This window comes from Streptomyces sp. NPDC091682 (assembly GCF_044756625.1).
Lineage (GTDB): Bacteria > Actinomycetota > Actinomycetes > Streptomycetales > Streptomycetaceae > Streptomyces.
In genome coordinates this window covers 130,738-157,660 of sequence record NZ_JBIVTH010000015.1, presented here as the reverse complement: position 1 = coordinate 157,660, position 26,923 = coordinate 130,738, and the positions used below count along the sequence as shown (strand labels likewise).

At 68.5% G+C, this 26,923-nt stretch carries 19 protein-coding genes; 14 read left to right on the top strand and 5 right to left on the bottom strand.

Annotation, left to right across the window (positions count from 1 at the left end):
• Positions 1–89 precede the first annotated feature (89 nt).
• The 3 genes from ACIQK6_RS30585 to ACIQK6_RS30575 all read left to right on the top strand — a co-directional run bounded on the left by ACIQK6_RS30585 (position 90) and on the right by ACIQK6_RS30575 (position 6,435).
• A complete protein-coding gene (locus ACIQK6_RS30585; RefSeq protein ID WP_402695902.1) occupies positions 90–2,549 on the top strand; it encodes an AAA family ATPase in 2,460 nt (819 codons plus the stop codon).
• Positions 2,546–2,920: a hypothetical protein gene (locus ACIQK6_RS30580; RefSeq protein ID WP_402695901.1), complete on the top strand. Its 375-nt coding sequence runs from the start codon at positions 2,546–2,548 to the stop codon at positions 2,918–2,920. The genes ACIQK6_RS30585 and ACIQK6_RS30580 overlap by 4 nt, the downstream gene beginning before the upstream one ends.
• Positions 2,921–3,012: 92 nt before the next feature.
• Positions 3,013–6,435, top strand: coding sequence for an ATP-binding domain-containing protein (locus tag ACIQK6_RS30575; protein ID WP_402695900.1), 3,423 nt, complete (start codon positions 3,013–3,015; stop codon positions 6,433–6,435).
• 248 nt (positions 6,436–6,683) lie between these two features.
• Here the strand turns inward: ACIQK6_RS30575 and ACIQK6_RS30570 are convergent, their stop codons facing one another.
• The gene (locus ACIQK6_RS30570; protein WP_402695899.1) at positions 6,684–8,108 is read right to left on the bottom strand and encodes a hypothetical protein; all 1,425 of its coding nucleotides are present in this window, start codon (positions 8,106–8,108) and stop codon (positions 6,684–6,686) included.
• Positions 8,109–8,496: 388 nt separating this feature from the next.
• Here ACIQK6_RS30570 and haaT point away from each other — a divergent pair, with 388 nt between their 5' ends.
• The 4 genes from haaT (at position 8,497) to haaN (ending at position 13,292) form a co-directional block, all read left to right on the top strand.
• Positions 8,497–11,274 carry a cyclophane-containing RiPP biosynthesis TPR protein HaaT gene (gene haaT, locus ACIQK6_RS30565; RefSeq protein ID WP_402695898.1) on the top strand — a complete coding sequence of 926 codons (2,778 nt, stop codon included), beginning with the start codon at positions 8,497–8,499 and terminating at the stop codon, positions 11,272–11,274.
• 106 nt (positions 11,275–11,380) lie between these two features.
• Entirely contained in the window at positions 11,381–11,572 is a 192-nt protein-coding gene (gene haaA, locus ACIQK6_RS30560; protein WP_402695897.1) for a HaaA family cyclophane-containing RiPP peptide, read from the top strand.
• A 13-nt stretch (positions 11,573–11,585) separates the two neighbouring features.
• A complete protein-coding gene (locus tag ACIQK6_RS30555; protein WP_402695895.1) occupies positions 11,586–12,740 on the top strand; it encodes an FxsB family cyclophane-forming radical SAM/SPASM peptide maturase in 1,155 nt (384 codons plus the stop codon).
• 78 nt (positions 12,741–12,818) lie between these two features.
• Positions 12,819–13,292 (top strand): cyclophane-containing RiPP N-acetyltransferase HaaN, encoded by a 474-nt coding sequence (gene haaN, locus ACIQK6_RS30550; RefSeq protein ID WP_326748278.1) that lies wholly within the window; start codon positions 12,819–12,821, stop codon positions 13,290–13,292.
• Positions 13,293–13,886: 594 nt separating this feature from the next.
• On the opposite strand, the gene ACIQK6_RS30545 is transcribed toward haaN, so the two are convergent.
• From ACIQK6_RS30545 to ACIQK6_RS30530, 4 genes are all read right to left on the bottom strand, one after another.
• Positions 13,887–14,420, bottom strand: a complete 534-nt coding sequence (locus ACIQK6_RS30545) for a hypothetical protein (RefSeq protein ID WP_402695894.1) — start codon at positions 14,418–14,420, stop codon at positions 13,887–13,889.
• Positions 14,417–15,856, bottom strand: coding sequence for a hypothetical protein (locus ACIQK6_RS30540; protein ID WP_402695893.1), 1,440 nt, complete (start codon positions 15,854–15,856; stop codon positions 14,417–14,419). The genes ACIQK6_RS30545 and ACIQK6_RS30540 overlap by 4 nt, the downstream gene beginning before the upstream one ends.
• Positions 15,857–15,866: 10 nt before the next feature.
• Positions 15,867–16,337 carry a hypothetical protein gene (locus ACIQK6_RS30535; protein ID WP_400928555.1) on the bottom strand — a complete coding sequence of 157 codons (471 nt, stop codon included), beginning with the start codon at positions 16,335–16,337 and terminating at the stop codon, positions 15,867–15,869.
• Between the two features lie 1,044 nt (positions 16,338–17,381).
• Positions 17,382–17,558: a hypothetical protein gene (locus ACIQK6_RS30530; protein ID WP_329101035.1), complete on the bottom strand. Its 177-nt coding sequence runs from the start codon at positions 17,556–17,558 to the stop codon at positions 17,382–17,384.
• Between the two features lie 750 nt (positions 17,559–18,308).
• On the opposite strand from ACIQK6_RS30530, the gene ACIQK6_RS30525 reads away from it, so the two are divergent.
• From ACIQK6_RS30525 to ACIQK6_RS30495, 7 genes are all read left to right on the top strand, one after another.
• Positions 18,309–19,802: an FAD-binding oxidoreductase gene (locus ACIQK6_RS30525; RefSeq protein ID WP_329101037.1), complete on the top strand. Its 1,494-nt coding sequence runs from the start codon at positions 18,309–18,311 to the stop codon at positions 19,800–19,802.
• A gap of 410 nt (positions 19,803–20,212) precedes the next feature.
• Positions 20,213–21,700 (top strand): vanadium-dependent haloperoxidase, encoded by a 1,488-nt coding sequence (locus ACIQK6_RS30520; RefSeq protein ID WP_402695891.1) that lies wholly within the window; start codon positions 20,213–20,215, stop codon positions 21,698–21,700.
• Between the two features lie 1,629 nt (positions 21,701–23,329).
• Positions 23,330–23,875 carry a DUF3291 domain-containing protein gene (locus tag ACIQK6_RS30515; protein WP_329101041.1) on the top strand — a complete coding sequence of 182 codons (546 nt, stop codon included), beginning with the start codon at positions 23,330–23,332 and terminating at the stop codon, positions 23,873–23,875.
• 431 nt (positions 23,876–24,306) lie between these two features.
• Positions 24,307–24,693: a hypothetical protein gene (locus tag ACIQK6_RS30510; protein WP_329101043.1), complete on the top strand. Its 387-nt coding sequence runs from the start codon at positions 24,307–24,309 to the stop codon at positions 24,691–24,693.
• Between the two features lie 300 nt (positions 24,694–24,993).
• Positions 24,994–25,488: a hypothetical protein gene (locus ACIQK6_RS30505; protein ID WP_402695889.1), complete on the top strand. Its 495-nt coding sequence runs from the start codon at positions 24,994–24,996 to the stop codon at positions 25,486–25,488.
• Between the two features lie 210 nt (positions 25,489–25,698).
• The gene (locus ACIQK6_RS30500; protein ID WP_329101048.1) at positions 25,699–25,935 is read left to right on the top strand and encodes a hypothetical protein; all 237 of its coding nucleotides are present in this window, start codon (positions 25,699–25,701) and stop codon (positions 25,933–25,935) included.
• A 22-nt stretch (positions 25,936–25,957) separates the two neighbouring features.
• Entirely contained in the window at positions 25,958–26,854 is an 897-nt protein-coding gene (locus tag ACIQK6_RS30495; protein ID WP_402695887.1) for a hypothetical protein, read from the top strand.
• Positions 26,855–26,923: the final 69 nt, after the last annotated feature.

Genomic DNA, 26,923 nt, shown 5'->3' with positions numbered 1-26,923 from the left:
GACGCGAACGCCGGGGCGCCATCCGCACCCATCGCGTGCCGGTGTCCGCCCCACCCTCCGAACGAGCATCCGGCCCCCGGGAGACGCACATGACCGTGACGGAACAGTTCCAGCGCAACGCGGACGAACCCTCCGACCCCGCTCGGCCGAAGCCCGCCGACCAGCCCCCGCCCCTGGCTGATCTGGTGCGGACCCGTCTGGGCGAGGCGGCACTCCCCGAGTCCGTGAAGGCGCTGCTGAAGGAGGCGCTGAGCGAGAACGAGACCCGTGGAACCTCCCCGGCCGGCCGGATCTACCTCGGTTCCCTCGCCGTCAACGGCTTCCGCGGCGTCGGCCCCCGTGCCCGGCTGAGCCTCAGCCCCCGCCCGGGCGTCAACCTCGTCGTGGGGCGCAACGGCTCCGGCAAGTCCAGCCTCGCCGACGCCATCGAGGTCGGCTTCACCGGCACCCGGGCCCACCGGCCGGGCCAGGACGCCACGCGCGGCGGCCACTGGTACAACCTCCACAACGCCGACAGCCCCAAGATCGAGCTCAAGCTCGCGATCGAGGGCGACACCGGCAACAGCACCCTCACCCGCACCTGGACGAGCGAGGAGTTCGGCAGCTCCGAAGCGACCTTCAAGCGCCCGGGTCACGGGACCGTCCCCGTGGCCGAGGCCGGCTGGGACACGGCCCTCGCCGACCACCGGCCGTTCCTCTCGTACACCGATCTCGACCTCATGCTCACCGGCAAGCCGTCCGAGCGGTACGACGCGATCGCCACCATCCTCGGCATGGAGCTGCTCTCCACCGCGACCAACCGGCTGAGCGCGCGGGAGAAGGCCCTCGCCGCCGTCGCGAAGGAGACGAGGGAGACCCTGCCCGGTCTGAAGGACGCCCTCTACGCGCTGGAGGACGACGACCGTGCCGTACAGGCCCTGTTCGCGGTGGACACCCCGGGTGCCCTGGACCTCGACATGATTGACGCGCTCGTCGCCGGTCTCCCCCCGGCCGACGACAGCCGGCTCGCAGAGCTCCGGAGCGAGGCCGGGGTGCAGGGGCCCGACCTGGCGGAAGTCGAGGAGGCCGTCCGGCGGCTGCGGAACGCCCTCGCCGACGTGGAGGACCTGCACGGCACCGACGCCGAGAACGCCCGACTGCGCGCCGACCTGCTGGAGAAGGCCCTTGCCCACGCCGACCGGCACCCCGACGACGACGTCTGCCCGACGTGCGGAACGGAACGGGTCCTCGGACGGGAGTGGTACGACCGCGCCGCCCGACAGATGACGGAGCTGCGCCACGAGGCGAAGACCGCCGAGGACGCGCACGCCGCCGTCCGGACCGGCAAGCGGAACCTCCACAACCTCGTCGAGAACCCCCAGCGGATCCCCGTTGCACTGGCCGACCCGTGGAAGGTGTGGACCGACTGCCGACAGATCACCGACCCCGCCGAGCTCGCCAGGAGCGCCGAAGAAGCCGCCACGGTCCTCGTCGATGCCTGCGACACCGTCAGGAGGCACGCGGCCCGCGAGCTGGAGGAGCGCGACGAACGGTGGTGCGCGCTCGTCACCCGGCTCGCCGCCTGGGCGGACAAGGCGCGCGAGACCGAGCGGGACAAGCCTCTGCTGAGCGACCTCCGGAAGGCGCTGAAGTGGCTCAAGGACCTCTCCACCGAGCTGCGGCAGCAGCGCATGGAACGCTTCACCGACGCCACGCAGGACATCTGGCAGTGCCTGCGGCAGGAAAGCAACGTCGACCTCGCGGCCGTCAGCCTGATGGGTAGTGAGAAGGCGAACGTCCGCAAGCTCGTCATGGCGGCCTCCGTCGACGGCCAGGACGCTCCGGCGCTCGACGTCATGAGCCAGGGCGAGCTGCACTCCCTCGCGCTCTCCCTCTTCCTGCCGAGGGCCACGACCGCGGACAGCCCGTTCGGCTTCCTCGTCATCGATGACCCCGTGCAGTCCATGGACCCGACCAAGGTGCACGGACTCGCCCAGGTGCTGCACGAGTTGGGCAAGCACCGGCAGGTCGTCGTCTTCACCCACGATCCCCGTCTGCAGAAGGCGTTCACCGACCAGGAGCTGCCGGTCACGGTCTTCCAGGTGACGCGGGGCGAGGGGTCCCGGGTGAAGGTCGACTGCGTCGACGACCCGGTCAAGCAGGCCATCGGCGACGCCCGGGCCATCGCCGCCACTCCGGGGCTTCCCCCCGAGACGTACCGCCACGTGCTGCCCGGCCTGTGCCGGATCGCCCTGGAGAACGCGTTCCTCGAAGCCGCGTGGATCCGCCACCACCGCACCGGCGGCTCGGAGCACGACCTCCAGACCGCGATCGACAGCGCGGAGAGGTTCCGGGAGGTCGCGGCCTTCGCCCTCTTCGGCGACGTGAAGCGCGGTGACGACGTCACGGGGGAGGTGCTCCGCCGCTACGGAAGCTCGGCATGGTCGCTGATCCAGCAGTGCCAGAAGGGAGCCCACCCCAGCGGCGCCTCGATCCCCGACCCGAAGCGCTTCGTCTCGGACGTGGAGGACCTGGCGCAGAAGATCCGCAAGCCGGAGGCGACTGCATGATTACCCCCGTCCCCACGTCCGTCGAAGGTTTGCTGCTGACGGCCGACCGCCTCCTCGACGGCGAACTCGCCAACGCCACCACCCTGGGCCGACACCGCGGCGCCTGCCTCGCGCTGCGGACCGCACTGGAGCTCTCCGTCGACCAGGTGCTGGACGCCGCGACGCCCGGTCTGTCCCGCACCACCGGGCGCGCCAAGCTGCTCCTGCTGCACTTCGTCGCGCCGGCCGAGACGGCCCGGCGGGCGAAGGCCCTCTGGTCCCAGCTGAGTCTGGGATGCCACTACCACCTGTACGAGCTCGGACCCACGTACGACCAGGTGCGGGTCTGGCGGGCCGAGGCCGGCGGTCTCGTCCGGGAACTCGGCAACTGACCGTTTGTCACCGTCCGTTTTCTGATAGTTGTTTCACGGGGTACGGGCACATGCCCGTGGCGGTGTCCCCCGGCACCGCAGGGAGGACGCACATGAGCACCACCACTCGGGACGAGACCCTCGCCGGCGAGCAGCGGGCGGTGGACCACGCGTACGACTGCTACACCACGAGGCTGGCCGAACTGAGCGGCACATCGGCGGCCACCGCCTCGGCGAGCGGCAAGGACGGCATCGCCAACCGGGCCGAGGCGGAGACGCGAGCCGAGGCCTACGGAGGGCTGGGCGACGAGGCCCTGGTCTTCGCCCGCGTCGACGCCCCGGAGGACCCGGGCGGAGAGCCCCGGCCGTGGTACATCGGGCGCCGCCCCGTGCACGACGCCTCGCACGAGCTGGTGGTGCTGCCGTGGACCAGCCCCCTGGCGAAGGCCTGGATCGAGACCCCGCCCGAGCAGCCGGGCGAGGTGGTCCTGCGCCGGCAGCTCCGCTGCGTACAGCGGATCGTCGAGGGCTACTTCGACGAGATCTCCCCGCCGGCACCCGCTCCCGTACCCGTACCCGAGCCGGTCGGCGTACCCGAGCATGCCAGCGTGCCGGTGCCCCGTCAGGCCGCCGACGACAGCACGGCGGAGGAGGCGGACGCGACCCCCGCCCCGGAACGTACGACGGCCCCCACGCCCGGCGATGTCGTACGACGGCAGCGGCGTAAGGCACCCCAGCCGGAAGACTTCCTGCTGCGCGAGCTCCAGCGGTCGCGCGGCGGTCGGATGAGGGACATCGTCGAGACCATCCGCCGTGACCAGATGGCGCTGGTCACCGGCTCGCCCTCGGACATCCTCGTCGTGCAGGGCGGCCCCGGTACCGGCAAGTCGGCGGTCGGTCTCCACCGGGTGACCTGGCTCGTCAACAACGAGCACTTCAAGGCCCAGGACATCCTCGTCATCGGCCCCCACCAACGGTTCCTCGACTACGTCGGCCAGGTCCTCCCCACCCTCGGCACCCGGGACGTCAACGCCGTCCAGCTGGACCGCCTGTGGGAGGGCGAGACCCTCGGTGTGGACTCCCCGAAGGCGCGTCTGGCGAAGTCGGGGGAAGGCATGGCGGCCGTACTGCGGCGCCGGGTCGAGAGCGACTACCGTCCCGAGGCCCTCGACGCCCTCACCGTGCCCCCCTCCTACGAGGGCGACGAGCCTGGGATCGTCGTCACCGCGGGCAGTACGACCCTCCGCGTGCCGAAGTCCGAGGTCCTCGCCCTCCTCAACCAGGCTCACGCCGGCGACGGGCCCTTCCGGGAGCGGCGGGACCGGTTCCGCGGCCTGTTCGTCGACCGGCTTCTCAAAGAGCTCGCCGATGTCGCACCGCGCCGCGGACAGGCCGGCACGATCCGCCGCGACCTGGAACGCAACCGCCGGGTCGAGCGCCTCCTCGAACGCGTCTGGCCGTCCCCCGGACCCCGGGAGGCTCTGCGTAGCCTCTACGATTCGGCCGACCTCCTGCGGGGCTGCGCCGACGGCATCCTCGACGAGGACGAGCAGGCAGCCCTGTTGCGGGCCCGCGCCGCCAGCGCCGACGCCGACCCGTGGACCCTCGACGACCACGTCTGCCTCGAAGAGCTTCGCGTGCTGATCAGCGGCGACACCCCACCGCGATACGGCCACATCGTCGTCGACGAGGCCCAGGACCTCACACCCATGCAGGCCCGCTCCCTGCGGCGGCGGTGTGCCGTGGGCGGCTCCATGACCGTTCTGGGCGACCTCGCGCAGGCGACGGGCGCCCACGTCCCGACGAGCTGGGACCTGCTCGGCGCACTCCTCTCCGACCACGGCGACTGGAGTGTGGCTCAGCTCACCACCAGCTACCGCGTCCCCGCCGAGATCATGGAGTTCGTCGCCCCTCTCGCCCGCGTGGTCGCGCCGTCCCTGCCTTATCCACAGGCTGTCCGTGAGGCGGGCGTGGACGCCGTGCGGACCGTGGCGACCGAACCGTGGAAGCTGCTCGACGACACCGTCGCCCACGTGGCACGACTGGTGCGCACCAGCGACGGCAATAGCCCCCGCTCCGTTGCCGTCATCGTCCCCGACGACTCCGACTGGCTCGACGCCATCAGCCACCGGATCCACGAGGGTGGCGACATCGCCGAGCGCGATCGCGATGCCGTGTCCGTACTGGCCGCCGCGCAGGCCAAGGGAATGGAGTACGACCACGTCCTGGTCGTCGAGCCCGCGACGATCGCCGACCGTGGTCCGGCCGGGCTGCGCCAGCTGTACGTGGCCCTCACCCGCAGCACCCAGAGCCTGACCGTCCTGCACACCGCTGCGTTGCCGGAGGCGCTCACCTCCTCCGCGGACGACTCCGAGTCCGCGGCGCCGGACGTCCGGTCGGCGGGCGCGGCGGAAGGCCTTCCCCGGATCGGCAGTGATGTCCGGGTCGAGGTCGTGGGCCACGTCTCCGGCGGCCGGTACAAGGTCAGGCCGCTGTCTCCGGTGATCGGCCGGCCGCTCGTGCTCACCGTCCGCCAGGGCTCGGTTCCCCCGCGCCGGGGTGACAAGCTGGACTGCTGGGTGTTCGCGAACGACACGAGTCAGACGGTGCTCACCGCCGATCAGCGCGGCCGGTCGCCCGTCTCGGAACGGATGGCGGGGCGCTATCTCGCGGCGCTGGACGTGCTGGGAGAGCTGACCGGCAGCGACGGCGACGTACCCGACGCCCGCAGCCGCCTCTCCGAACTCCAGGGCATGGCCAACCGCATCCTTCGCAGGGACCAAGCCGACTGGGTCGATGTGCTTCATCTGTTCGGTGATCCGGACAGAGAGCGCCTCGGAGCTCTTCGAGACCTTGCCGCGACGACCAACCGTGCGCTCAAGGAGGGCACCTTCGACGCAGGTCGGCTGGCGGAGGGGCTGGATGCCTCCGGCTGGGCAGGGCTCCTCGCTGAAGCACGACAAGAGCTCCAGGAGCGCTTCAGCGTGGTGACGAAGCCGAACTCTGACGGCGCGATCCCCGCCGCCCCGACGCAACCAGATCAGAAGGAAGAGGTGCAGATGACCACCGCGGACACCGCCGCCGCAACACCGACTGCGACCACGAAGGACGGTTTCCTCCGCGCGTTGGAAGCGGCTGCCGGGGCCGACCGTACGTGCAGAAAGCACGAGGCGGTCCGTCATGCGCTGAAAGCATCACTTCTCTGGGCGGACCTCCAGCCGGCCGACTCCTCGGTCGTCGACGTCAGCTGCGTCACCCAGCACGGTCTCTTCCTCTACGAGGCCCTGGGCGCAGGCTGCTCCACCTATGCGGACCTGCGATCGGGCGCGACCCGCCTGCTCGAGATCAACCACACGCTGCCCGCGCCGGCCGACGGTCTCTACCTTGTCCTCTCCGAACCGCCGGCCGAAGACTGGTCCGTGGACACGATTCGCGATGTCTTCCGTGTCAATGTCATCTGGCGCAGCCCGGCCGGCTGGGGCGGCGAGAACGCGCACACCGCCTTCGGCTCCTCCGGGGTGAGCAATCACCAGTAGCCGTCGTTCAGTTCTCGCCTGCGTCTGCTGGAGCAGGCGAAGCAGAAGCAGGTGACACCGCGGGGTTGGGAGATGGAACCTCGGGCGCCAGCACCCCGCTGAGCCGACGCCCCCAGCCAGGAGGGTGGGGCTGACCTTCAGGGCCGCCTTGGTCGTCCGGGCCCTGCCGCCGGGTGACACCGCAGCGTTCGCCGACCGAAGCGCCGCGCCTGCCCCTGCCAGCCATTTGCCTCAGCCGAGGGGTGAGATCAGCGTTCACGCCGCAGCGAAACCCGCACATTCTTGTCGTCATCACGATCAAGGAACAGGCCTGACCCGTTCACGCTGGTGAGATACGGAACGTCCACACCTACACCGAGAACTTTCGGCTCACCCGTGCTGGTCGTCAGGTTCAGCTCCGCGACGACCGTTTCCGCGCCATCGGCCGCCGACTTGTCCTGGACCGCCCCGTAGGCCGTGCCGTCGTCGCGGATCGAGGCGAGCGCGATCGTCTTGCGGTCGCCGTCGCCCTCCAGACAGATACCCTTGCCGCGCTTCAGGTCGAAGACAACAGGCCCGGCGGCCAGGTAGCGGCCGTCTGGTGAAGTAATCACGGGGTAGTCGCGAGCCTTATTGGATCCCGGGACTTCGTGCGCACAGGTCATGCTGGCCTGGAGCTGGCCCGTTCGCACATCGTGCACCGACCACAGCGGGGCGTTCGGAGCGCCGAACGTGCCGCCTGTCGACCAGCCCGCGAGGATGTGGCCACCGGCGACGCCGTACACATCTCCATTCCACGAGCCGACAATGCCCGTCTTCGCTTCGATGCCACTCGGGCGTACGGCGTCACTGAACCAGCGGTCCGGAATGCCGAAGCCTCCGGTACCCATGCCTACCAGCGGGCCGTCTGCTGTGGCCGCCATCACGCGGCTGCTGGCGCAGGCCACCGTCGTCGCGCACTGAGAAAGCATGCCGTTCGGCTTCTCGTACGCGTCGACCTTTCCGGTCGCCACGTCCACCGCTGCAGCCGAACCGGGAAAGGCGTCATCGTCACCCCAGGCGACGAGGATCCGCCCACCCGTCAATCCCACACGTACTTCACCGGGGTCAGCCGAAACGGGGACGTCGATCTCCCGTAGCGGCTTGACCGAGGTGCCCGAGGCATCGGCGGCATACACGGCGAGCCGCACCACCTCAGCCCCCTCGTGGAGAGAGTCCTTGCCCCGCATTCCGTGCGCGTAGGCGAGCACGTACTCGTGCCCGTCCTGCTCGACCGCCATCACGTCCGGGATCTCCCCCGCCTGACCGGATTCCGCGTTGCCCTCCGCACCCTTGATCGGCGTGGGAGGGTTCCAGGGCCCGGAGATCCAGCGGACCTCACCGGTGTCGGCGGCGCGCGCCTCGACGGTGTACCCGTTGGAGGCGGCGTGCATCATGGCAATCACACCCGAGCGCGGTGCGGCAGTCACGGGAATCGTCCGCACCACGCCTGGAACCCAGTTCAAGGTTGCATCCCAGCCCTTGGCCGGGTCGTAGGCCGACGGCACCTTCAGCTCCGCAAGCGGCTTCGCCTTATGGCCCGGCTGAGGGATCCCGTTCTTGTCTTGGGCTCGGCTGTCACCGCTGCCGCCGCTACAGCCCGCCACCAGGACTGCCGCCAACACGACCCCGCCTACCGACCTGGCCACACGCATGTCGCTCTCCCTCTTCGCCCCCGTGGCCCCTCAGGGGCTCCCGTGATCAAGCGTTTGGCGACGCTACCAGGGCTGACTACACACCCATTGCCGAGGATCACTCTCCGCTGGCGATCAGCAGCACGTTCACCTGGTCATCTGGCCAGCTCCGTGAAAGGGGCGTCGGTGCGCCCGGCGTAGAAGCCATGCACAGGTTGGCTGATACGAGCCGGTGTGTGGCGGGGAGCTGACCTTGACCAGGGTCCGTGAGAGCTGGTCCGCTTATGCGCGATAGGGCGTCGGATTCGGGGGTTGCGTTCGTGACCGGAGCTACAGCTGGAAAGCTGTGCCGCGCCACAGGCGGCCAGCCCGAACGGACCAATCCCTGCTCCGTCAAGACGACCCACGTATGAGGCTCCGGCGGGGGATTTCCGTCGCCGTCGTGGCCGCCGGCGGAGCCGTTACGACCATGCTCGTGGGGCTCGTCACCAACGCCGTGTCCGAGTCGCAGTGGCCCGGGTGGCTGGGGTGGTTGCAGCGGCATGGCTGGTTCTCGTTTGCTTTGCTAGGCGGGGCCATGGTCGGGCTGGCGGTGCTGCTTGCCGCGCTGTCGGAGTCGGGGGCGCCGGAACGCCGCGCTGCGCCGACGCCCCAGCCAGAGGAAGGGGCGGTGCCTCCGGGTGCTGCCCTCGTGCTGCGGTCCCTGCCACGCGACACCACCGCGTTCACCGACCGGACCGCCGAGCTCGAGGCGCTGGTGCGGTCCGTACGGAACTCGCAGGAGAGCGGCGAGGCGCTGCCTGTGCATGTGATCGACGGAATGCCAGGAGTCGGAAAGACAACGTTCGCCGTACACGCAGGACATGTGCTGTCGGAGCAGTTCCCGGACGGCCAGCTCTTCGTGAATCTCAACGGGCACACAACAGGAAGGCCCCCCGTACAGGCCACGGAAGCGCTCGCATCGTTGCTGGCAGCGACCGGAGTTCCAGCGCAGCGGATTCCTGTCGGCGACGACCTGGGTGCGGTCACCGAGGCGAGGGCGGCCATGTGGCGGAGCCAGCTCGCGAACAAGAAGGCACTGCTCATCCTCGACAACGCGTCCAGCTATCGCCAGCTGGAGCCCCTGCTCCCCGGCGGGAGCGACTGTCTCGTGCTGGTGACGAGCCGGAAGCGGTTGGCTGCGTACGAGGAGGTGGTCCTGCCAGTGGAGGCGTTGCCGGCGGAGCATGCGGTCGACCTGTTCGTACGCCTCAGCGGGCGATCGGCGGAGTCGCTCGATCGGTCCGTCCTCGAGCAGTTGGTGGAGCTGTGCGGGTACCTGCCACTGGGGGTGTCATTGCTCGCCGCGCGGCTGCGCCATCGCCCGTCGTGGAGCGCCGAGGATCTCCGTGCGCGTCTGGTCACCGCCGGGGACCGGCTGGGAGAGCTCCGAGCTGGGGAGCGCGCGGTCGCGGCGACGTTCAGCCTGTCCTACCAGGACCTCACACCTGAGCGGCAGCACTTCTTCCGGTGTCTCGGCCTCTACCCTGGAACCGAGCTCGATGCCTTCTCCGGGGCCGCGCTCGGCTCGGTCTCGGTGGCGGCGGCACGCGAGGGACTCGACACGCTCTACGACGCCCATCTGATCGAGGAACACCCGGGAAGCCGGTTCCGGCTTCACGACCTCCTACGCGACTATGCCCGCGGTCTCGCCGACGAGGGAGGCAGCATGACCCCTGTTCATGCCGTTCAGCGCGTGTGCTCCTACTACCTGGCCGTCCTCGCTGTCGCGAACAGACACATTGCCCGCAACGGCGCCTCTACACCGAATTCTCCGGATGGCGCCGCCCAGGTCGAGACCCCTCCCATCGATTCACGTACGGCGGCTCTCGGCTGGCTGGAGGACGAGCGGGCCAACGTCCTGGCCTGCATCCGAAGGGCAAACGACCTCGCGCTGCACGAGTTGGTGATCCACATGGCTGCGGCGATGGCGCCCTTCCTGCGGCAGGCCGGGCCCTGGGACCAAGCCGTTGGCCTCCACCGGACCGCCGCCGAGGCCGCCCGGCACACCGGCGACCGGCGGGCGCTGGCCAACGCGCTGGCCGAGCTCGGAGTCGTCCGGCGCTTCATGGCGGCCTACCCCGAGGCCATCGAGGCGCTGAACGAAGCGGTGACGGAGTACGAGGCGGTCGGCGAGACGCGAGGCAAGGCTGACGCTCTGAACCAGGTGGGCATCGTCTGGTACATGACCGCGGACAACGACGCCTCTGCCCAGGCGCAGACCGAGGCCCTCGCGCTCTATCGGGAAGTCGGCGACCGTCTCGGCCAGGCGAACGCGCTCGCGGACCTCGGCATGGTGCGCCGCCAGACCAGCCGCTTCGACACAGCGGTGGCGGCACAGACCGAAGCGCTGGCGATCTACCGGGAGCTGGGCGACCAATACGGGGAGGCCAACTCACTGCGGGACCTTGGCATCGTGCACTGTCTCCTGGGCGAGTATCAGATGGCTGGGCAGCGCCACCGTGAGGCATTCGACATCTACCAGGAACTCGACGACCGGGTCCACCAGGCATACGCCCTCAACGAGCTCGGAGTCGTACGGCGCCTGACCGGCGATCCCACCGGAGCGCGGGAGGCTCACACCCAGGCGCTGGAGTACTTCACCGAGCTCGGCGAACGGTTCGGCCGCACGAACAGCGTTCGCTACCTCGGGGTACTGGACCGCCTGGATGGGAACATCGTCGAGGCGATCCGGTCATTGGATGACGCCCTGGACTCGTACCGCGATCTCGGCAGCCGTGGCGGCGAGGCCGCTTCGCTGGGCGAGCTGGGTGCGGCGCGCGGGGTCGCCGGTGAGCGGGACGGTGCCGTCGAGTTGTTCCGGCGGAGTCTGGACATCCTCCGAGAGCTCGGCGACCGGTGCGGTGAGGCGGAGGTCCTGAACCACTGGGGGACGCTGCTGCACTCCTCCGGTGACTGGGCTGCCGCCCGCGGACTCTTCGAGCAGGCGCTGGGGCTGGCCCGCGACATCCGCTGCCCGCTTGAAGAGGCACGGGCTTTGGAGGGGATCGGCCGTTGCGACTGGACGGCCGGCGAACGGGCGCGGGGCGAAGGGGCGCTGCGTGAAGCGCGCGATGTGTACCGACGGTTGGGCATCGGCGGGGCGGCAGATGTCGTCGAGCGGATCATTGCGTCGCAGGCCGAGTAGCGGGGCACGTGGCCGGATTCGATATGTCGCCGAGGGTAGCGGCACTGCTACCTTGCGGGCTGGTCTGCCGCCTCAATCGCCGTTGCACTGCCCCGAGGAGCGTCGAATGCCGTCACGTACGCCCGTTCCCGTGCCGCATGCTCCGGCGCCCGGTGTCGCGGAGTCCATCAACGGTTCGGCCGTCCTGGATCGTGTCGCCGTCCGCGTACGGCAGCGGCTGGCGGCCGAGCAGACGGCGTCAAACCACGCCGGCGAGGGTGGTCACCACGCTTCGCTGATCTGGACCTGGCCTCTCTGAGCCGTTCCGCTCGATGACACCGCGCGCGGACGTTGCCCCCTTTCGGTCGTTCATCCTCAAGGTTGCCAATCGCTGCAACATCGACTGCGACTACTGCTACGTCTTCAACTCCGCTGACCAGGCGTGGCGGCACCTACCTGCTCGGATGAGTGCGGACGTGGCCCGGGCGGCTGGGCTGCGAATCGGTGAGCACGCAGCGGTGCACGGCCTGCGGAGCGTGCACGTCGTGCTGCACGGCGGTGAGCCGTTGCTCACCGGCCCCCGGCACATGGCAGACCTGCTCGGCGCCGTACGGGAGGGTGTTCCGGCCGGTGTGGCGGTCCGTTTCGAGCTTCAGACCAACGGGACGCTCCTCACAGAGCCGTGGCTGGACCTCTTCGAGCGGTACGCGGTCGTCGTGGGCGTCAGCCTCGACGGACCGCCGACCGCGAATGACCGGCACCGGCTGACGCACACCTCGCGATCGAGTGCCGCCTCGGCCGTACGAGGCATCGAACTCCTGCGGTCCCGGCCGCACCTGTTCGCAGGGCTGCTCGCCGTCGTCGACCTGGCCAACGACCCGGTCGAGGTCCACGACTACCTGGCGTCGTTCGAGCCGCCTGTGATCGACTTCGGCCTGCCGCACGGGACGCACGACGAGCCGCCGCATCGCGACGACCCGAGTGTGCCCGAGTACGGGATGTGGATGAGCCGCGTCTACGACGCCTGGCTCGCCCGGCCGGAGCAGCGGCACAGTGTGCGGATGCTGGAGGACATCGTGGCGCTGAGCTCCGGAGTGCACAGCTCGGTGGAGTCCCTCGGCCTGGCCCCGCCGACGAGCATCGTGATCGAGTCGGACGGCACGATCGAGGGCGTGGACACCCTGCGGTCCGTCGAGGAAGGCGCCTCCTGGCTGGGACGCGACGTCTTCAGCCAGTCCTTCAATGAGGTCCTTCACCATCCGAAGCTCCTGCACCGGCAGAACGGGAAGGCCGCGCTCGCCGATCAGTGCCAGAGCTGTCCTCTGGTGGAGGTGTGCGGTGGGGGCTATCTGCCGCACCGCTTCAGCACCGACCGCGGCTACCGAAACCCCTCGGTCTACTGCGCGGATCTGGAGTACCTCATCCGGCATGTTCAGGGCTCCCTGCGCCAGCACGGCTGGGCTCCTCAGGCACTGACGCCCCCGTAGCCACGAGCCGTGCCGCCACGCCAGGATCACGTATTGAAACGAACGAGTGAAGCGATGAAAGAGCGACAGGAGATGTGGATGACCGTGACGATCCGCCCCGCCGAAAGGCGCGACACTGTGGCAGTGGCCGATCTGATCGAGGAGATCGAACGGTTCTACGGATCGACCGAGATCCAGCCGCTCGAGGAGCGCCGCTCCCAGGTGGAGGAGGCGCTCTTCGGCTCCCCGCCATTGGCGTCCGCTCTCTTGGTCGAGGACGAGGCTGGCGATCTCGTCGGGCTGGCCGCCTACTCGTTCCTCTGGCCGGCGGCTGGCTCATCCCACTCTCTGTTTCTGAAAGAGCTCTATGTCCGCGGCACCCTTCGCCGCCAGGGCGTCGGCGCCCGCCTCATGGACGAGCTCCGCGCCCTGGCCTCAGCACGTCCCGGATGCAGCCGGGTCGAGTGGATGACGGACCGCAACAACCCCGGCGCGCGTGCCTTCTACAAGTCGTTGGGGTTCGCGGAGTTCGACGGGAAGATCGTCTACCGTGTGGACACCGGTACGACGTGAGGGTGGGGGGCCGTGAAGTAATGGCGTTGCGAGCGCTGCGACTTCATCATCGGGCTGAGCTGGGCTGGGCTGGGCTGTGCGTGCCCGCCCGACGGATCCATGCCAAAAGCCCGCCCAATCACCTCGCCCCGGCAGGAGTGGCGACGTTTCCCTGCGGACACGATTCTGATCTCACCGACGCAGTACGCGCACATTCCCGGGGCCTGCACCCATCTGACCGAGGAACTGGTGACCGCCCCACGCTGGGGATGGATCCCCACACCTCCGGCCGGGCTGTGGCACCGGTTGAGCAGTAGCTATCCGGCGACCGCGACCGAGGGAAACATCACACGGCAGGTGATCAGGCGGTGCGAGGAGTGCCAGACATCGCTTGCGTGATGTGAGCTGTCTTGGATTGTGCTGGGAGTGGTCGCATGGATTGCCGCAGGCGCGAGGCCTGGGGGGTTCTGATGGGCTGGGGGCCGGCCTCCTGGCGACGAAGGCCGACTGGACCGGGCTCCCCCTGCCGGGGCGCGACCGGGTTGACGTGTGCTTGCAACACCGCTGTCTCCGCGGACGGCTGGGCGTCAGACCGCACCGCGGCTCTTGCGGGCGTCAGTCGACCCCTCTCAGGTAGACGCGGCTGCTCCGTTCGTCGATCTGCGCCACCGCGACCTTGAGCCAGTTGAGGTCGCCCTTGCAGGGAGCGCACACCTGCCCTTCCCTGACCTTGGGGAGCGCGTCCGGTTCCGGGAGTCCCAGGCGCGCGAACGGGGTGGCCGGTGTTGCCTCCGCGGCGAAGGGCTGCTCGCGCAGTCTGAGGGGCTGCTCCGGCTTCAGCTGGGTGAGGAAGGGCTCCACAGCTTCCGCAGGCAGGACGAAAGACAGGATCAATCCGTCGTCCTGGAACCCCTTCCGGTGCGCTGCCGCGGTTTGGGTCGCTGTCGAGGGGACCTCCACGTGCAGGGTCCGGGCGATGGACTCGGCGGTGGCTCCCTCGACCCAGTCGGACGTCCCCTGGTCTGCGGAACGGCCGCCTTCCCTACCGCTACCGCCGGAAGCCCCGGAGCATCCGGCGGCCAGCGCGCCGAGCAGCACCGTTGCCACTGCGAGCGCCGGCGAGCGGCCCGGGCGTCGTGCGCGGATCACCGGGCGGCCGAATTACGGCCGATGTCCGTGCGGGTGCCGGTCCGCCCGGTGTCCTCGGGTGCGGGCCAGGAACCTCCTGGCGAAAGGTCGTGCCGTTGTACCGAGCTGCTTCCTCGCATGTCGAACTCCCTGGCCAGTCCCGTTGTGTGCATGCGGGCCATGTCGGCGTCGGTGACGGTGGTCGGCCCGATCGGCGTGGCCTTCGTTTCGTCCCAGTTGTAGCGGTCCCACACATTGACCTGATAGTCGATGCTGACCTGAGGTTTCCCGTCGGGTCCGGGGACGGCGGTGACCACCCCGGTCGTATTGGTCATGCCGCTGCCTACGGCCAGGTACCAGTTGTTCGTGCCGTCCGGCCCCTTTTCGTGCTCGTATCCCGTACTGCTGGATTCCACGGGGATGGCGACGGGCTTGCCGCCCGATTTCTCGAAGGCTTCCAGCGCCTGTTGCCGCCACTCGTCCTGATCCGCGGCCCGGATCTGCGCCACCGCGTCCCGGATCGCCGGGTCGTCGGCGAGCATGCGGTCGACGTCCAGATCGAGCGTCCTGCCGCTGCCGTTGAGATAGTGGTCCATGTGCCGGGCGGCGTCGGTCTTGCCCATGGCGTCGCCCGAGTTCGAGATGCCGTTGGCCTGGATCTCTTTCCAGTAGTCCGACAGCCCCGGGGATTCGACGTCGTACGGTCCGGCGCCGTCGTCCGCGGAGACCTGCTTGACCTGAGGCCGGAGCAGGCCGGCGGCAAGGAGGTCGTCTCGGTGCCGGGTCCACAACTGGGCCCGGGTCTCGGGCCCGAGTGACTGCCAGAGCCGTTGCAGCTCCTTCCGCTGCTTGGTGTTGGCCTCTTCGCCGAGCCCGGCCAGTTTCAGTGCTCGGGGGAGCATCTCCTGGTCGAGGGAGGTGTACGTTGCATGGCCGGCGTTGTGCGGATCCGCGCCGTGGCTGCCGCGCAAAGCGCGTACGGCAGCGGCATCGACCTCGGCCGCATGGCTCACCACTCCGCTCAGGGTGTCGGCGTACCAGCGCATGAGGTCCTGCTTGCGCTGGCCGGGACCGTCCACCTCGCAGACCAGGGCATCCTCGATCGTCACCGCTCCGCCGTGCCCCACACGGACGTTGAAGCCTGCCTCCTTGGCGTCGGCGGTCACGTTCTTCGCCTGCTGCTGGATGGCCACCAGTTCGGAGTGGGCGTCCTGGAGGACGCTGAAGATGCTCTTGGCCTCCGCGTGGAGGTCCTCTATCTCCTTGACCGTCTTGCCGACGAAGGCGCGGGTCACACCGGCGTTCACACCTTCCCAGCGGGCCTTCTCGGCTTTGGCCTTTGCCCCGTCGCGCGCCTGTCCCCCCAGGCTCTGCAGAGCGTCGGCCGTCCGCTTCCAGTCCTGAACGGCGGATCCCAGCTTCGTGAGGTCCAGTTCCATGAGGTCCGAGTAGTCCATGCCGTGCTCCCTACTTGAGGTACTCGTCGATGCGGGAGACGGACACGGCCGAGCCGTCGCGGTTGCGGAGCGAGGCTGCGATGGCCTCGTCGTCCGCGGCGTGCGCCTTCTTGGAGTAGTCCAGGTGGTTCGAGATGTGGGCGCACGCCTGCAGGACTGTCTTGACCTGAGAGGTCCACACGGACACCGTGGTCTCCAGCTCGCCGCCGAGTGAGAAGCCGGCCGTCTTCAAGGACGCTGCGGCCTGCATCGTGGAGCCGTTTCCTGAGTTGTCGGCACCGGCGCCGGCGATGTCGGCCTGCTTCTGCAGCTGCCCATGCAGCAGGAAGGCCTCATGGCCCACTTCGCCCAGGTCATCCTGGTGTACGACCAGGTCGGCCTGACCGCCACCAGGTCCGCTGGTCACCTGGTTGAGGCGCATCGACACCTGGCGCTCGCCGGCGACATCTACCTTGGCCTTTTCCCATTCGTCCCACACCATGGCGCTATTTGATCATGTTTGGACAGGCGAGGTAGGAGCAATGCGAGCCAGCTTTCACACATGAACACGATGCTCTTCGGTGGATGGTCGACGGCGACGGCGACGGCGGCCGGCGGCCCGCATCGGAACCTCGACGCGCCCTGTTCCTGGTGCCCTGAATGGCGGATGACCGAGACGGGCTGACAGGGCCGTCTCGGCCATCCGGTGAGCTGTGTGTCGACCGTGTTGGCGATAGGGCTCTGAGCTGCAGTGATGGGCAGAGCGTTCCGAGAAGGGGAGCGGAGCGTTTTCGACAGCTTCCGCAGTAGGCCTCTGACCTGGGCTTCTCGGGTTTCCGTCAAGCCCCACGAAGGCGGGGGCTTGTCGCGAACCTTGTCGGAAACCCCGCTGGGGCCGCCCGACTCGGACGGACAAACGTCCTGGTCAGCTTGCGTGCGTACGCGGATCGGGCAGCATCCTCGCGGACACTTTCCCGGGCACACGCCTGGTAGCCGACTGACCGCTGACAGCCTAGCGGATCAGGCTGGCCGAGGTCGCCTCGATTGCTGTGCGCCTCGGCCACGTCCATCTCGGGGCCTGTGACCTGCGCGTTTCGGTGCCGTCGGGTGCAGGGCGCCCCTGTCGGGGAGGTGGGGGCGTTGGTGTCGAGGTGCTTCTGGATGTCCGTTTCGCGTCCGGAGTGGCTCTGGTCGTCCGTGAGTCCGGGCCGCGAAGGACGGCCGTGCCCTCTGTGGGCACGGCCGTCGCGGTGTCTGCGGGGGTCTGTGGATCTCGGTCTATGCGGCCTTGCTGAGGTGGAGCCGGTGGCTGGTGACGTTCTGGGAGAGGGCGAAGCCGAGGACGAACAGCTTCTGGCGTTCGACGCCGTAGGCGATCATGCGGCGGTTCCAGAGGCTGAGGTCGAACTGGCTGTGGACCGACTCGGAGCGTCGTCGAGGCGGATGCTTTCGGCGATGCGGCCGTCGTTGCACCACAGCTCGTGGCCGCTCCGGCAGGTCTTGATCTCCTCGTAGAAGGCCGGGGTGAGCGCCCCGTGCTGCTTGTTTACGGCGAGGAGGCCGAGGCGCGCGAGGGCATCCCGGTGGACGCCCGGAAGGCCCCGACGTAGACGATGCCCATAAAGTGCGGAAGGGCGCTCTTGAGGGCGGTGAACTCCTGTACCGCGAACGCCGCTTCGTCCTCGTACTCACCACTGGCGACGTGCGAGAAGGAGAGGATCACGCGAGTCCAGAATCCGTCGTCACGGCCTGAGGCGAAGAACCACTTCGTACCGCGACCTTCTTCTTCGCCTTCTCGCCGTTCTCGTTGTACGTGCGGGCTGCGGGGTCTACACGGTGGTTGCGGATCTCTCCGGTGACCGGATCAGCGGGCATCTCCCTGCGAGCTTTGGAGGAGGCCTTGGGGGCGGTGGCATCACCGGCGATCAGCTGTCGGCGTTCGGGGCGGCTCCGGACTTGGCGATGTCACCGGGGACCCCGCGACGGGGGTGCGCTGGTCACGGTCCGCGAGCTGATGCTTGCGCTTCGGGCGCGATCGCTCGGGCAGCGTGCGCCGAAAATGTCCTCAGGCATCGGCGGGGCCTCCGTCCGTGTAACGGGGATCGCCCTGCCAGTTGTAACCGACGACGGCCGCCGCGCGGTCGAGGGCAGTTCATCCTGCATTCGGCCGAAACGCTATGCCCTTCACGGAATATTAAGAATGAGTAGCTGATACTCAAATCACCTACGCGTGGGCCCACCCCCGGGGGTTCCGGAGGAACTGCAGCCCATCCACGGCCCGGTATTGCTGCCGTATCACCAGCCAAGCACATCGGGTTCGCGCTGCGGAGCTACGGCGTCAGCCCCTACAGCCGATATCGCGAGTGTGTCGACGCAGCCCACAGCAGACGTCCTTGCTACTGTCCACATCACCGAAATCGCCCGTAAGGGAATTATTCGCGCCTACCGGCGGCCGAGAGGAAAAAGACGGATTATGAATGACTTTTCCCGTCGCAAACTACTCAAGGCGACCGCGGTCGCCGGTGCCGGCGCGGTCGTCGCGCAAGGCGTCACGACGGCGGAGGCCCACGGTGCGAGCGCCGTGAGCGAGCCCCCCAAGCACACGAAGTGCCCGCCGGCGAAGCTGACCGGCCGCATCGTCCGCCCCGACAACGCCGGGTACACGGAAGCCCGCCTCGGATGGGACCAGCTCTTCTCCCACTACCCGCTGGTCATCGTCTTCGCCCAGAACGCCCAGGACGTGGTCAACGCCCTGACGTGGTCCCGGCAGAACGACGTCGCGGTACGGGTCCGGAGCGGCCGCCACAGCCTTGAGGGCTGGTCGAACGTCGACAACGGTCTCGTGATCGACATCAGCGAGCTGAAGTCGGTCCACATCGACAGCTCCGCCCGTATCGCGACGGTCGGCGCCGGACTCAGCCAGCTGGAAGCGGTGACCACGCTCGCGGAGCAGAATTTCGCGGTGACGACGGGGACCGAAGGCACCGTGGGCCTGTCCGGGGCGACACTCGGCGGCGGTTTCGGCTTCCTCACCCGCTGGCTCGGCATGGCCTGCGACAGCCTGATCGGTGCTGAGATCGTGGTTGCGGACGGCGACGAGTGCGCCAAGGTGGTCAAGGTCGACCTGCACCACAACCAGGACCTGCTCTGGGCGCTGCGCGGAGCCGGCAACGGCAACTTCGGGATCGTCACCTCACTCACCTACAAAGTGGCCCCGCTGAAGAGCGTCACGTACGTACAGGCCACTTGGAACGGAATCGGCGACCTGCGCAGGATCTTCGACACCTATCAGCGCACTGCGCCGTACATCGACGACCGCCTCGGCACCCAACTCGAAATCCATCGGAACCAGATTCTCCTGTTTGGGGTCCTCGCGGAAGGAACACCCGCGGAGGCGAAGAAGCTGCTGGAGCCGCTCCTGTCGATCGACAGCCCGCAAGTGGCGGTGCAGGTGGGGAACTGGGGCGACGTGTACGCCGGCTTCCAGATCCCGACCGCGGACGAACCCGCGAACTGGAAGTTCTACTCCCAGTTCACCAGAAAGCCCTTCCCGAGCAAGGCGATCGATGTGATCGTCTCGTTCATGCAGGACGCACCCACGGACGACAGCAACTTCTTCACGCAGGCGTTCGGCGGGGCGGTCAGGAAGAGCCCCCGTGGCGGCACTGCGTTCCCGCACCGCGACGCGCTCTTCTACTCCGAGCCCGGTGCCGGCTGGGGCACCCGCTCCGAAGAGCCGGGTGTCTGCGACCCGCTCACCCCGCAGGCCCAGGCCTGGATCGCCGAATTCAGCCTGGCCCTGCGTCCCTACGTGGACGGCGCCTACGTCAACGTGCCGAACGTGGGCATGCAGGACTGGGAGACCGCCTACTGGGGATCCAACTTCGACCGACTGCGCACGATCAAGGCGGAGTACGACCCGCACAACGTCTTCAAGTACGAGCAGAGCATTCCGCCCGCGTCCTGATGAACGAGCAGGGCCTGCGCCCCCTCCCCCGACCGGTGAGGGGGCGCAGCCGCGTCGACGGCCTCCGCCGGGTGGTGAACGGGTCCCGCACGGCTTGGACGGGCGGGCCCCGTTGCCTGATTTGTTGGCCAAGGCGTGCGGCTGGTCCGCAGCGGGGAGGGGCCGAGGGCCTGAGCGAGCGGCACAGTCTTCCAACGGCGGCAGCGGCATGCGCTTGGGAAGTTGCGCCAGTTCGTTGCCAGTTGGTGCACTGCCCACCAGTCGCAACCGCGATCGGATGAGCATTTCCGTGTACATGCCAATGAATGCAAGAGCATCGCCATATCGGCGCGGTTCACCTAAATCTCTGTATTTCCGACATTACTCTTTCACCGTTGATCAGCGACGTCGAAAGGAACGCCGTGCCCTCCATGCCCGAACATGGCCGTCAGTCGGCCGCGAAGTCCGCGCTCCCGCGCTCGAAGTCCCGCGCCGGCAGGCGCCTGGGACGGCTCCGGGCCGTCGTCGTGGCCGGTGCCCTGCTTGCCGGGCTGAGTCCGGTGGCGGCCGCTGCGCCGCAGGCCGCCGCCGGGCCGGAGAGCAAGGGCGATCCGACGCAGTACTGGAACAAGGTCCTGCTTCAGACGTTCCGCAATGCGCGGGGTTGGGACGCCTCGCCCGGCAAACTCTCCCGATCCGGAGCCATGGTCTTCGCGGCCATCTACAACGCCGAGAGCGCCTACCAGAACACGTACGGAACGATGAAGTACGAGCCGTACCTCAACCGGCCGCTCAAGTACGCCACCGACTCGTCGGAGCCGCGCGCGGACGAAGAGGAGCGGCTGATCGACCGCACGGCGTACCGGATGCTCTCCGAGCTGTACCCGGGCGACCGGGCCTTCATCGACGCCCGGTACGAGGCCCGGACCGGCCGCTCCCCCCGCGCCCCCGACCCCCTCGACCGCCTCGTGGTCGACCGCGTGGTGAGGCAGATCAACAAGGCCCGGGCGGACGACGGTTCGCACAACCCGGAGCTCTACGACGGCGACACCACCACACCCGGAGCCTGGCGGCCGACGGGCGAAGAGGCGACGGCTGACGAAGGGGCCTGCCAGGAACCTGGCGACGCGGTGACCCCGAACTGGGGCAAGGTGAAGCCGTTCGTGCTCCGCTCCGGTTCGCAGTTCCGGCCTCCCAGCCTGCGCGGCTTCACTTCCTACGACGAGCTGGTGAACAGCCCGGAGTACGCGCGCCAGGTCGACGAGGTGCGACGCGTGGGTGCCGTCGACTCCACCGAGCGCACCCGCGAACAGACCGTCATCGGCTGGTTCTGGGACCACGACCTGAACGGCACCTACCACCCCCCGGGGCAGCTGCTCCAGCTGACCGGGACGGTCGCCAAGAAGTTCGAGCTCGACACGTACGAGACGACCCGCTTGTTCGCACTGTCGGCGCTGACCCTGGCGGACGCCGGGATCGCGGCCTGGGACAGCAAGTTCGACGGCCCAATCAACGAATGGCGTCCGGTGTCCGCGATCCAGGCGCTGGGCGGAGAGAACGCGAACTGGCAGCCCCTCAGCGCGGACCGGGCGGGAACGCCGTGGACCCCGTGCTTCATCGCCTGGACCTCCGGGCACGCCAACTTCACCGGTGCGTGGGCAGTCGCGATGCAGAACTTCTTCGGCCGTGACGAAGCCTCGTTCACCGCGCAGTCCGAGGACCCGCACACCCTCGAGCGGTTCCGCCGGATGAACAGCTTCAGCCAGGTTGCCGAGGAGGGCGAGTTCAGTCGAATGTGGCTGGGCGTGCACTTCCGCTGGGACGCCGAGGACGGGAGGGAGATCGGCACCAACGTTGGCGACTACGTGTTCGCCAACGCGCTCCAGCCGACGCGATCGGGCCGTCCGCATCAGCAGTGAACCGACGCCCTGGCCCGCGCCGACGGAGAGGCTGCTAGTACCAACGCCGTTCAGTCGAGGCGGGGCTGGGTGAGTCAAGGGTCGGTTGTGAACATGTTGATGGTGGCCTTGTAGGTGGTCCGGTCGATGGCGGGTCCAGGTGCGTTGTACTTGGAGATCGCTCGTTTGACGATGCGGTCTTTGGTGCGGACCCGCCTTCCGGCAGGAGCTGGGCCAGCATGCTGCGGCCGATGGCCCCGACCAGGTCGACGGCGGCGGCCGGCGGGCCGCCGCGGAGCCTCGGCGCGCCCTGCCCCTGGTGCCCTGAATGGCGGATGACCGAGACGGGCTGACAGGGCCGTCTCGGCCATCCGGTGAGCTGGGTGTCGACGATGTCGTCGATAGGCCTCTGAGCTGCAGCGATGGGCCGAGCGTTCCGAGAAGGGGAGCGGAGCGTTTTCGGCAGCTTCCGCGGTAAGCCTCTGACCTGGGCTTTTAGGGTTTCCGTCAAGCCCCACGAAGGCGGGGGCTTGTCGGAAACGTTGCCGGAAACCCCAGAGGGATCACCCGAGCCGCTTCGACAAGCGTGCAGGTCAGATGACGTGCGCCCGCCCGGGTGGAGCTGCCCCTCGCGGACACTTTCCCTGGCACACGCCTGGTAGCCGACTGACCGCTGACAGCCTAGCGGATCGTGCTGGGAGTGGTCGCACGGATTGCCGCAGGCGCGGCTCTGGGGCGAGGGCACGGTCGTGACCTGGGAGTTCCACCTTGATCGTTGCCGCTCGATCGGGTTGGCGCGCGCCTGCAACGCCGCTGTCTCCTCGGACGGCCGGCCGTCAGACCGCACCGTGGCTTCGTACGGGCGTCGGTCGACCCCTCTCAGGTAGACGCGGCTGCTCCGCTCGTCGATCTGCGCCACCGCGACCTCGAGCCAGTTCAGGTCGCCCCCGCAGGGGAGCGCACACCTGCCCCTCCCGGACCTTGGGAAGCGAATCCGGTTCCGGCAGCCCCGGGCGCGCGAGCGGCGTGGCCGGTGTCGCCTCGCCGGCCGCCGAGCGTCCGCCGTCCCTGCCGCTACCGCCGGACGCCCCGGAGCACCCGGCGGCGAGCGCGCCGAGCAGCACCGCCGCCACGGTGAGCGCCGGGGCGCGGCCCGCGCGCCGTGCGCGGATCACCGGGCCTCGCAACAAGCGCAAGAGCCCGCCAATCCCAAGTACCGCGTACCGAGCCTGTTTTTGACCGTGGAGATGCGGATCAGGTACCGGCCTCATCTGACCACCCTCCGGCTGGAGGGAGGGGCCGGATCGGCTCGTAGGCGCTGCCGCCCGGCAGCTTGGCCTTCTCTCCTGCCCGTCAGGCATACCGACAGCCTTGATCGGTGAGTGACTCCGATGGAGAACGCCGCCACTGCCCCGGCTCCCGCAAGGACTCTGCGCACAAGGCCACTTGGACAGGAAAAACGCAACTTCGACAGGGGTCGCAGAGGCAGCTACCTTCACCTGGTCTTCGGTGATCGCACACGGTCGCGCAGGGCTTCCTCCAGGCCGAGAGCCACCCGCGACGGGATGAATCGGTCACGCCCACGAACGCTCGCCCCATGCGTGAGCCGCCCACCGGGTCCGCACTGGACACCCCCAACCAGGAGAGACCATGCCCCATCTTGCTCTGTACACATTCGGCGTCCTGAAGTCACCCCTCGTCGATCCCACACCGCTCACGCACGAGTTCTACGACATGGGTGAGGCCGTCTACCGGAAGATCAGTCAGCACCCCGGGTACCTCGCCCGTGCGGAAGCGGCAGAAGGTGACCGGGGCCTGCTCTTCGAGGCGGACTGGGGTGCATGGGGAGAGTTCGCCGTACCGACCTGGTACGGCAAGGGCCGTACGGTGGAAACCACCGCCCTGGCCGCGACCCTCTCGCTCTGGACCGACCTGCGCTCCGCCTTCGACGCCATCTACACCGGTCTGCACCGCGAGGCGCTGAACAGGCGTTACGACTGGTTCGAGAGGGCGGGACACCCGAACTACGTGTGCTGGTGGGTCCCCGACGGCGTGATACCCACCTGGCAGGACGGGGTTTCCAAGCTGGAACACCTCCACGACCACCGCCCCGCGCCGCACGCCTTCACCTTCCACCACTCGTTCGCCCCGGAGGGAACTCCGACCAGGATCAAAGACATCGCGAGCAGCGAGTAGCGGGCAGGGCGACGTGGTACCGGCCGCGCCGACCGACACGCCACGACCCTCCAGGTCCAGCGCCTCGCGGCCAAGCCGTCCGGCGAGGACCGCGGCGCCGGGCCGGCCGCGCGGCCCGCCGAACGCGGCTTCGTCGGAGGCCCGCAGGACAAGAGCACCGGCCTCATCCACCTCGGAGCCCGCGAATGCGCCCCGCTGATGGTCGTTGACGTCACGGAGCGGGGATCCGACTGGTAAAGCCCTCCCGGAGTGCCGGAGCGCCATGTACAAATGCACCAACGGATCTTGCCGTTGGCAAGGCAGGAATGCTTATGGGGGGCGCGTCGGCCACGGCTCCTTACCGGAGGGTCTCGACGATGGCTTCCCCTGCCATTCGCAACGGCAGCCGTTTCTGAAACGGTGGAGAATTCGGTCGAAAGGCGGTAAATCGCATGTCGGTTGATCGGTTAGTTCGGCAGCACTTCATCACCATCGGGCTGCTTGTGTGGGCGTGCTTCACTACGGCCGCCGCCATGTGGGTTGGGCAGCCTTGGCTGAGCGCTGCCGTTGCCGTCGTGGGTGCTCCGTTTTTTGCGCTGGCCATCAACAGGACACGCCGACCGCGCACGTCGGCGAACGACGGCCGTGCGTTCATCGCGCCGCTCGCCACCGGACTGATAGCCCTGTTGTTGGCGTGGGCATGGGTGGGGCTCGGTGTCGCTGACTCTGAATTCGCGGAGGATCTCACCCTTGCAATGATCGGGTGGGGGACAGCTTTCTCCGTGGCCGGAATTCTCATGAAGACGGGCGGCACCGCCAGGCGTAAGGAAATGTCATAGCGGAGGCTGCGGGATGCGGAAGCATCGAAGTGCTTGCGCAGAAGGAGACTTCAACCTGGAATATGGGCAGGGTTGGCATGAGGGTGTTTGGTGCAATTGCTTTCGTGGAGATGGCGGGGCTTGGTGCCATGCTCCGCAACCCGGTTCTCGCCGCATTCTGATGCGGCCTCTGGGTGGAACGGCTGTGACGGTAGGACGGCAATGCCCCGCCAGGGGAAACCTGGCGGGAAGGATGAGCCCAGGAGGGGCGTAGTCGTGCCTGAGCGTCGGACCGTCCTGCGGCGGAAGTCCTTTGTCGTCATGTCGCTGTTCTTCACCACGTTGCTCGGGGCGTTTGCCCTGGTGGCTTGGGTGAGCATGGCGGAGAGCGGGCCCGACGAGGACGCGCTCAGTGTCATGGCCGCAATGCTGGGCGGGATAGCGTTCATCCGGAGGATCGCCGGATCGTGCATCGTGCTCGACGAGAAGGGGGTGTCCGTGGTGAATCCGGTGTTCACCCATGACGTTCCCTACCGATATGTGGTCAAGGTCGAATCCGACGACGGTGGAACCTTGACCGTCACCACGACGCAGGCCGTCGAAATCGGAGCCTTCGGATTTGCAGGCTCTCTCATCGACCACTTCGTCGGCTCCACGGACCGGGCTGTGGCTCAGATCAACGCCAGACGCTCGGAGCGGCGAGATCTGAGGGGAAAGTCTCCTGTTGTCCGGCGCTACACGCGAGCATGGGTGGCTGACATCTGCAGCGTGGCCATGCTCGTATGCATCTTTCTTGCCGTAACGATGGGTGGCTGACCGTGCCGGCGAGTGATTGTCCCGCTCGCCTTAGGTGCGCGTGATCGGCTGCCCGGCGCATGCCCCTATTCGGTCCGGGCTGCCCGTCCCCTAAATCGGCGGTGGTCGGCGCCCTACCCGCCGGGGGGATTTGGCGGAAAGTCGACGCTGGGCGTGATCATGGTGCGGTATAGGCTGCTCGTGCTGCGACGGGATGCAGGGGGGCTACCCGTGGAGCGCAATGCCGAGCCGGAGGACGGCGGAGGTTCGGCTCCTTCTTCGTACCGCCGGGACATCAAAGAAGCGAGCCGTTCCCTGCGCGAGGCGCTGCGTACAGACCTTCCCGCCGCTCATGCGGGCCTGGGGGTGACGGTCGTCGCCTTGATCGTTGCTGCTTCCTCTACGGCCTGGTTCGTTCTTGCGCTGGCAGTGATTCGCCTTGGCGGCGGCCGGGCCGACTGGATCTGAACGATACGAAAGAGGGGGACGCATGCGTGCTGCGGGAATGAGGGTCGGCGGGGCCACCGTGTTGGCGCTGATGCTGATGATGACGCCCGCGGCGAGTGCCTTCGCGACGCAGGCCGCGGATCCGCCCGCCCCGCTGTCCGACGGGGATGAACTGACCGCGCGTCCCGGTGAACGCCTCACGTTCAGGTCACCCCCGCACCTGCTGGGGTGGATCGGGGACTCGGTGACCTCCAAGATCTTCATCCGGCAAGCGACGCTGAAGATGCACCATCCGGTCATCACCGCCGAGGCCACCGTGGCGTGTGACACCCCGCCGGGCGTCTACCCGGTCGAGAGGGCGATGCCCAGGCCCGAAGGCGAGCCCGTAGATCCCGCTTTCTGGGTGACCGTCAAGGTAGTGGACATCGACGAGGCCGAACGTGCGGCCTGCCCCGGGAAGGTCGCTGCCCTTCCCCCGGAGCAGGTCGAGGAGCAGTATCCCGCTGATTCCGACTGGCCGCATTCGCCCTGGGACGTGAGGACGTTCCAGCCCGGTGAAAAGGTGACGCCGACGGAAACGCTGATGGGCAACGGCGAGCGCCTGACCTCGCGGGGCTTCACCGACCGGCCCGTCATGCGCGGGGCCAAGGCGACCGTGACGGGGACCGCGACGATCCGCTGCGATGCCGAGCCGGGTCTGTACGAGGTCCGCTGGGTGGGCAAGGACAAGGTCTGGGCCCGCTACCGGGTGGCCCCGATCGATGACGCGACCCGCGCCTCCTGTCGGGACGGCCGGTTGCACCTGGCCGAGGGGCGGACTCCCTGGCTGGTCGGCGGCGCGGCTCCCGTACTGGCCGCAGCGGGGGCCTACGTGCTGGCCCGGCGCCGGCGCCGGCGCCGCCCGGTCCGGCCCACTGACAGCGGGTCGTCACAGGACTGAGTCCGAGGCACCTCGGCGTCCGCGCCCCGAACCACAGGGAACCAAAGAAGCCATTGGATAGGATTTCCG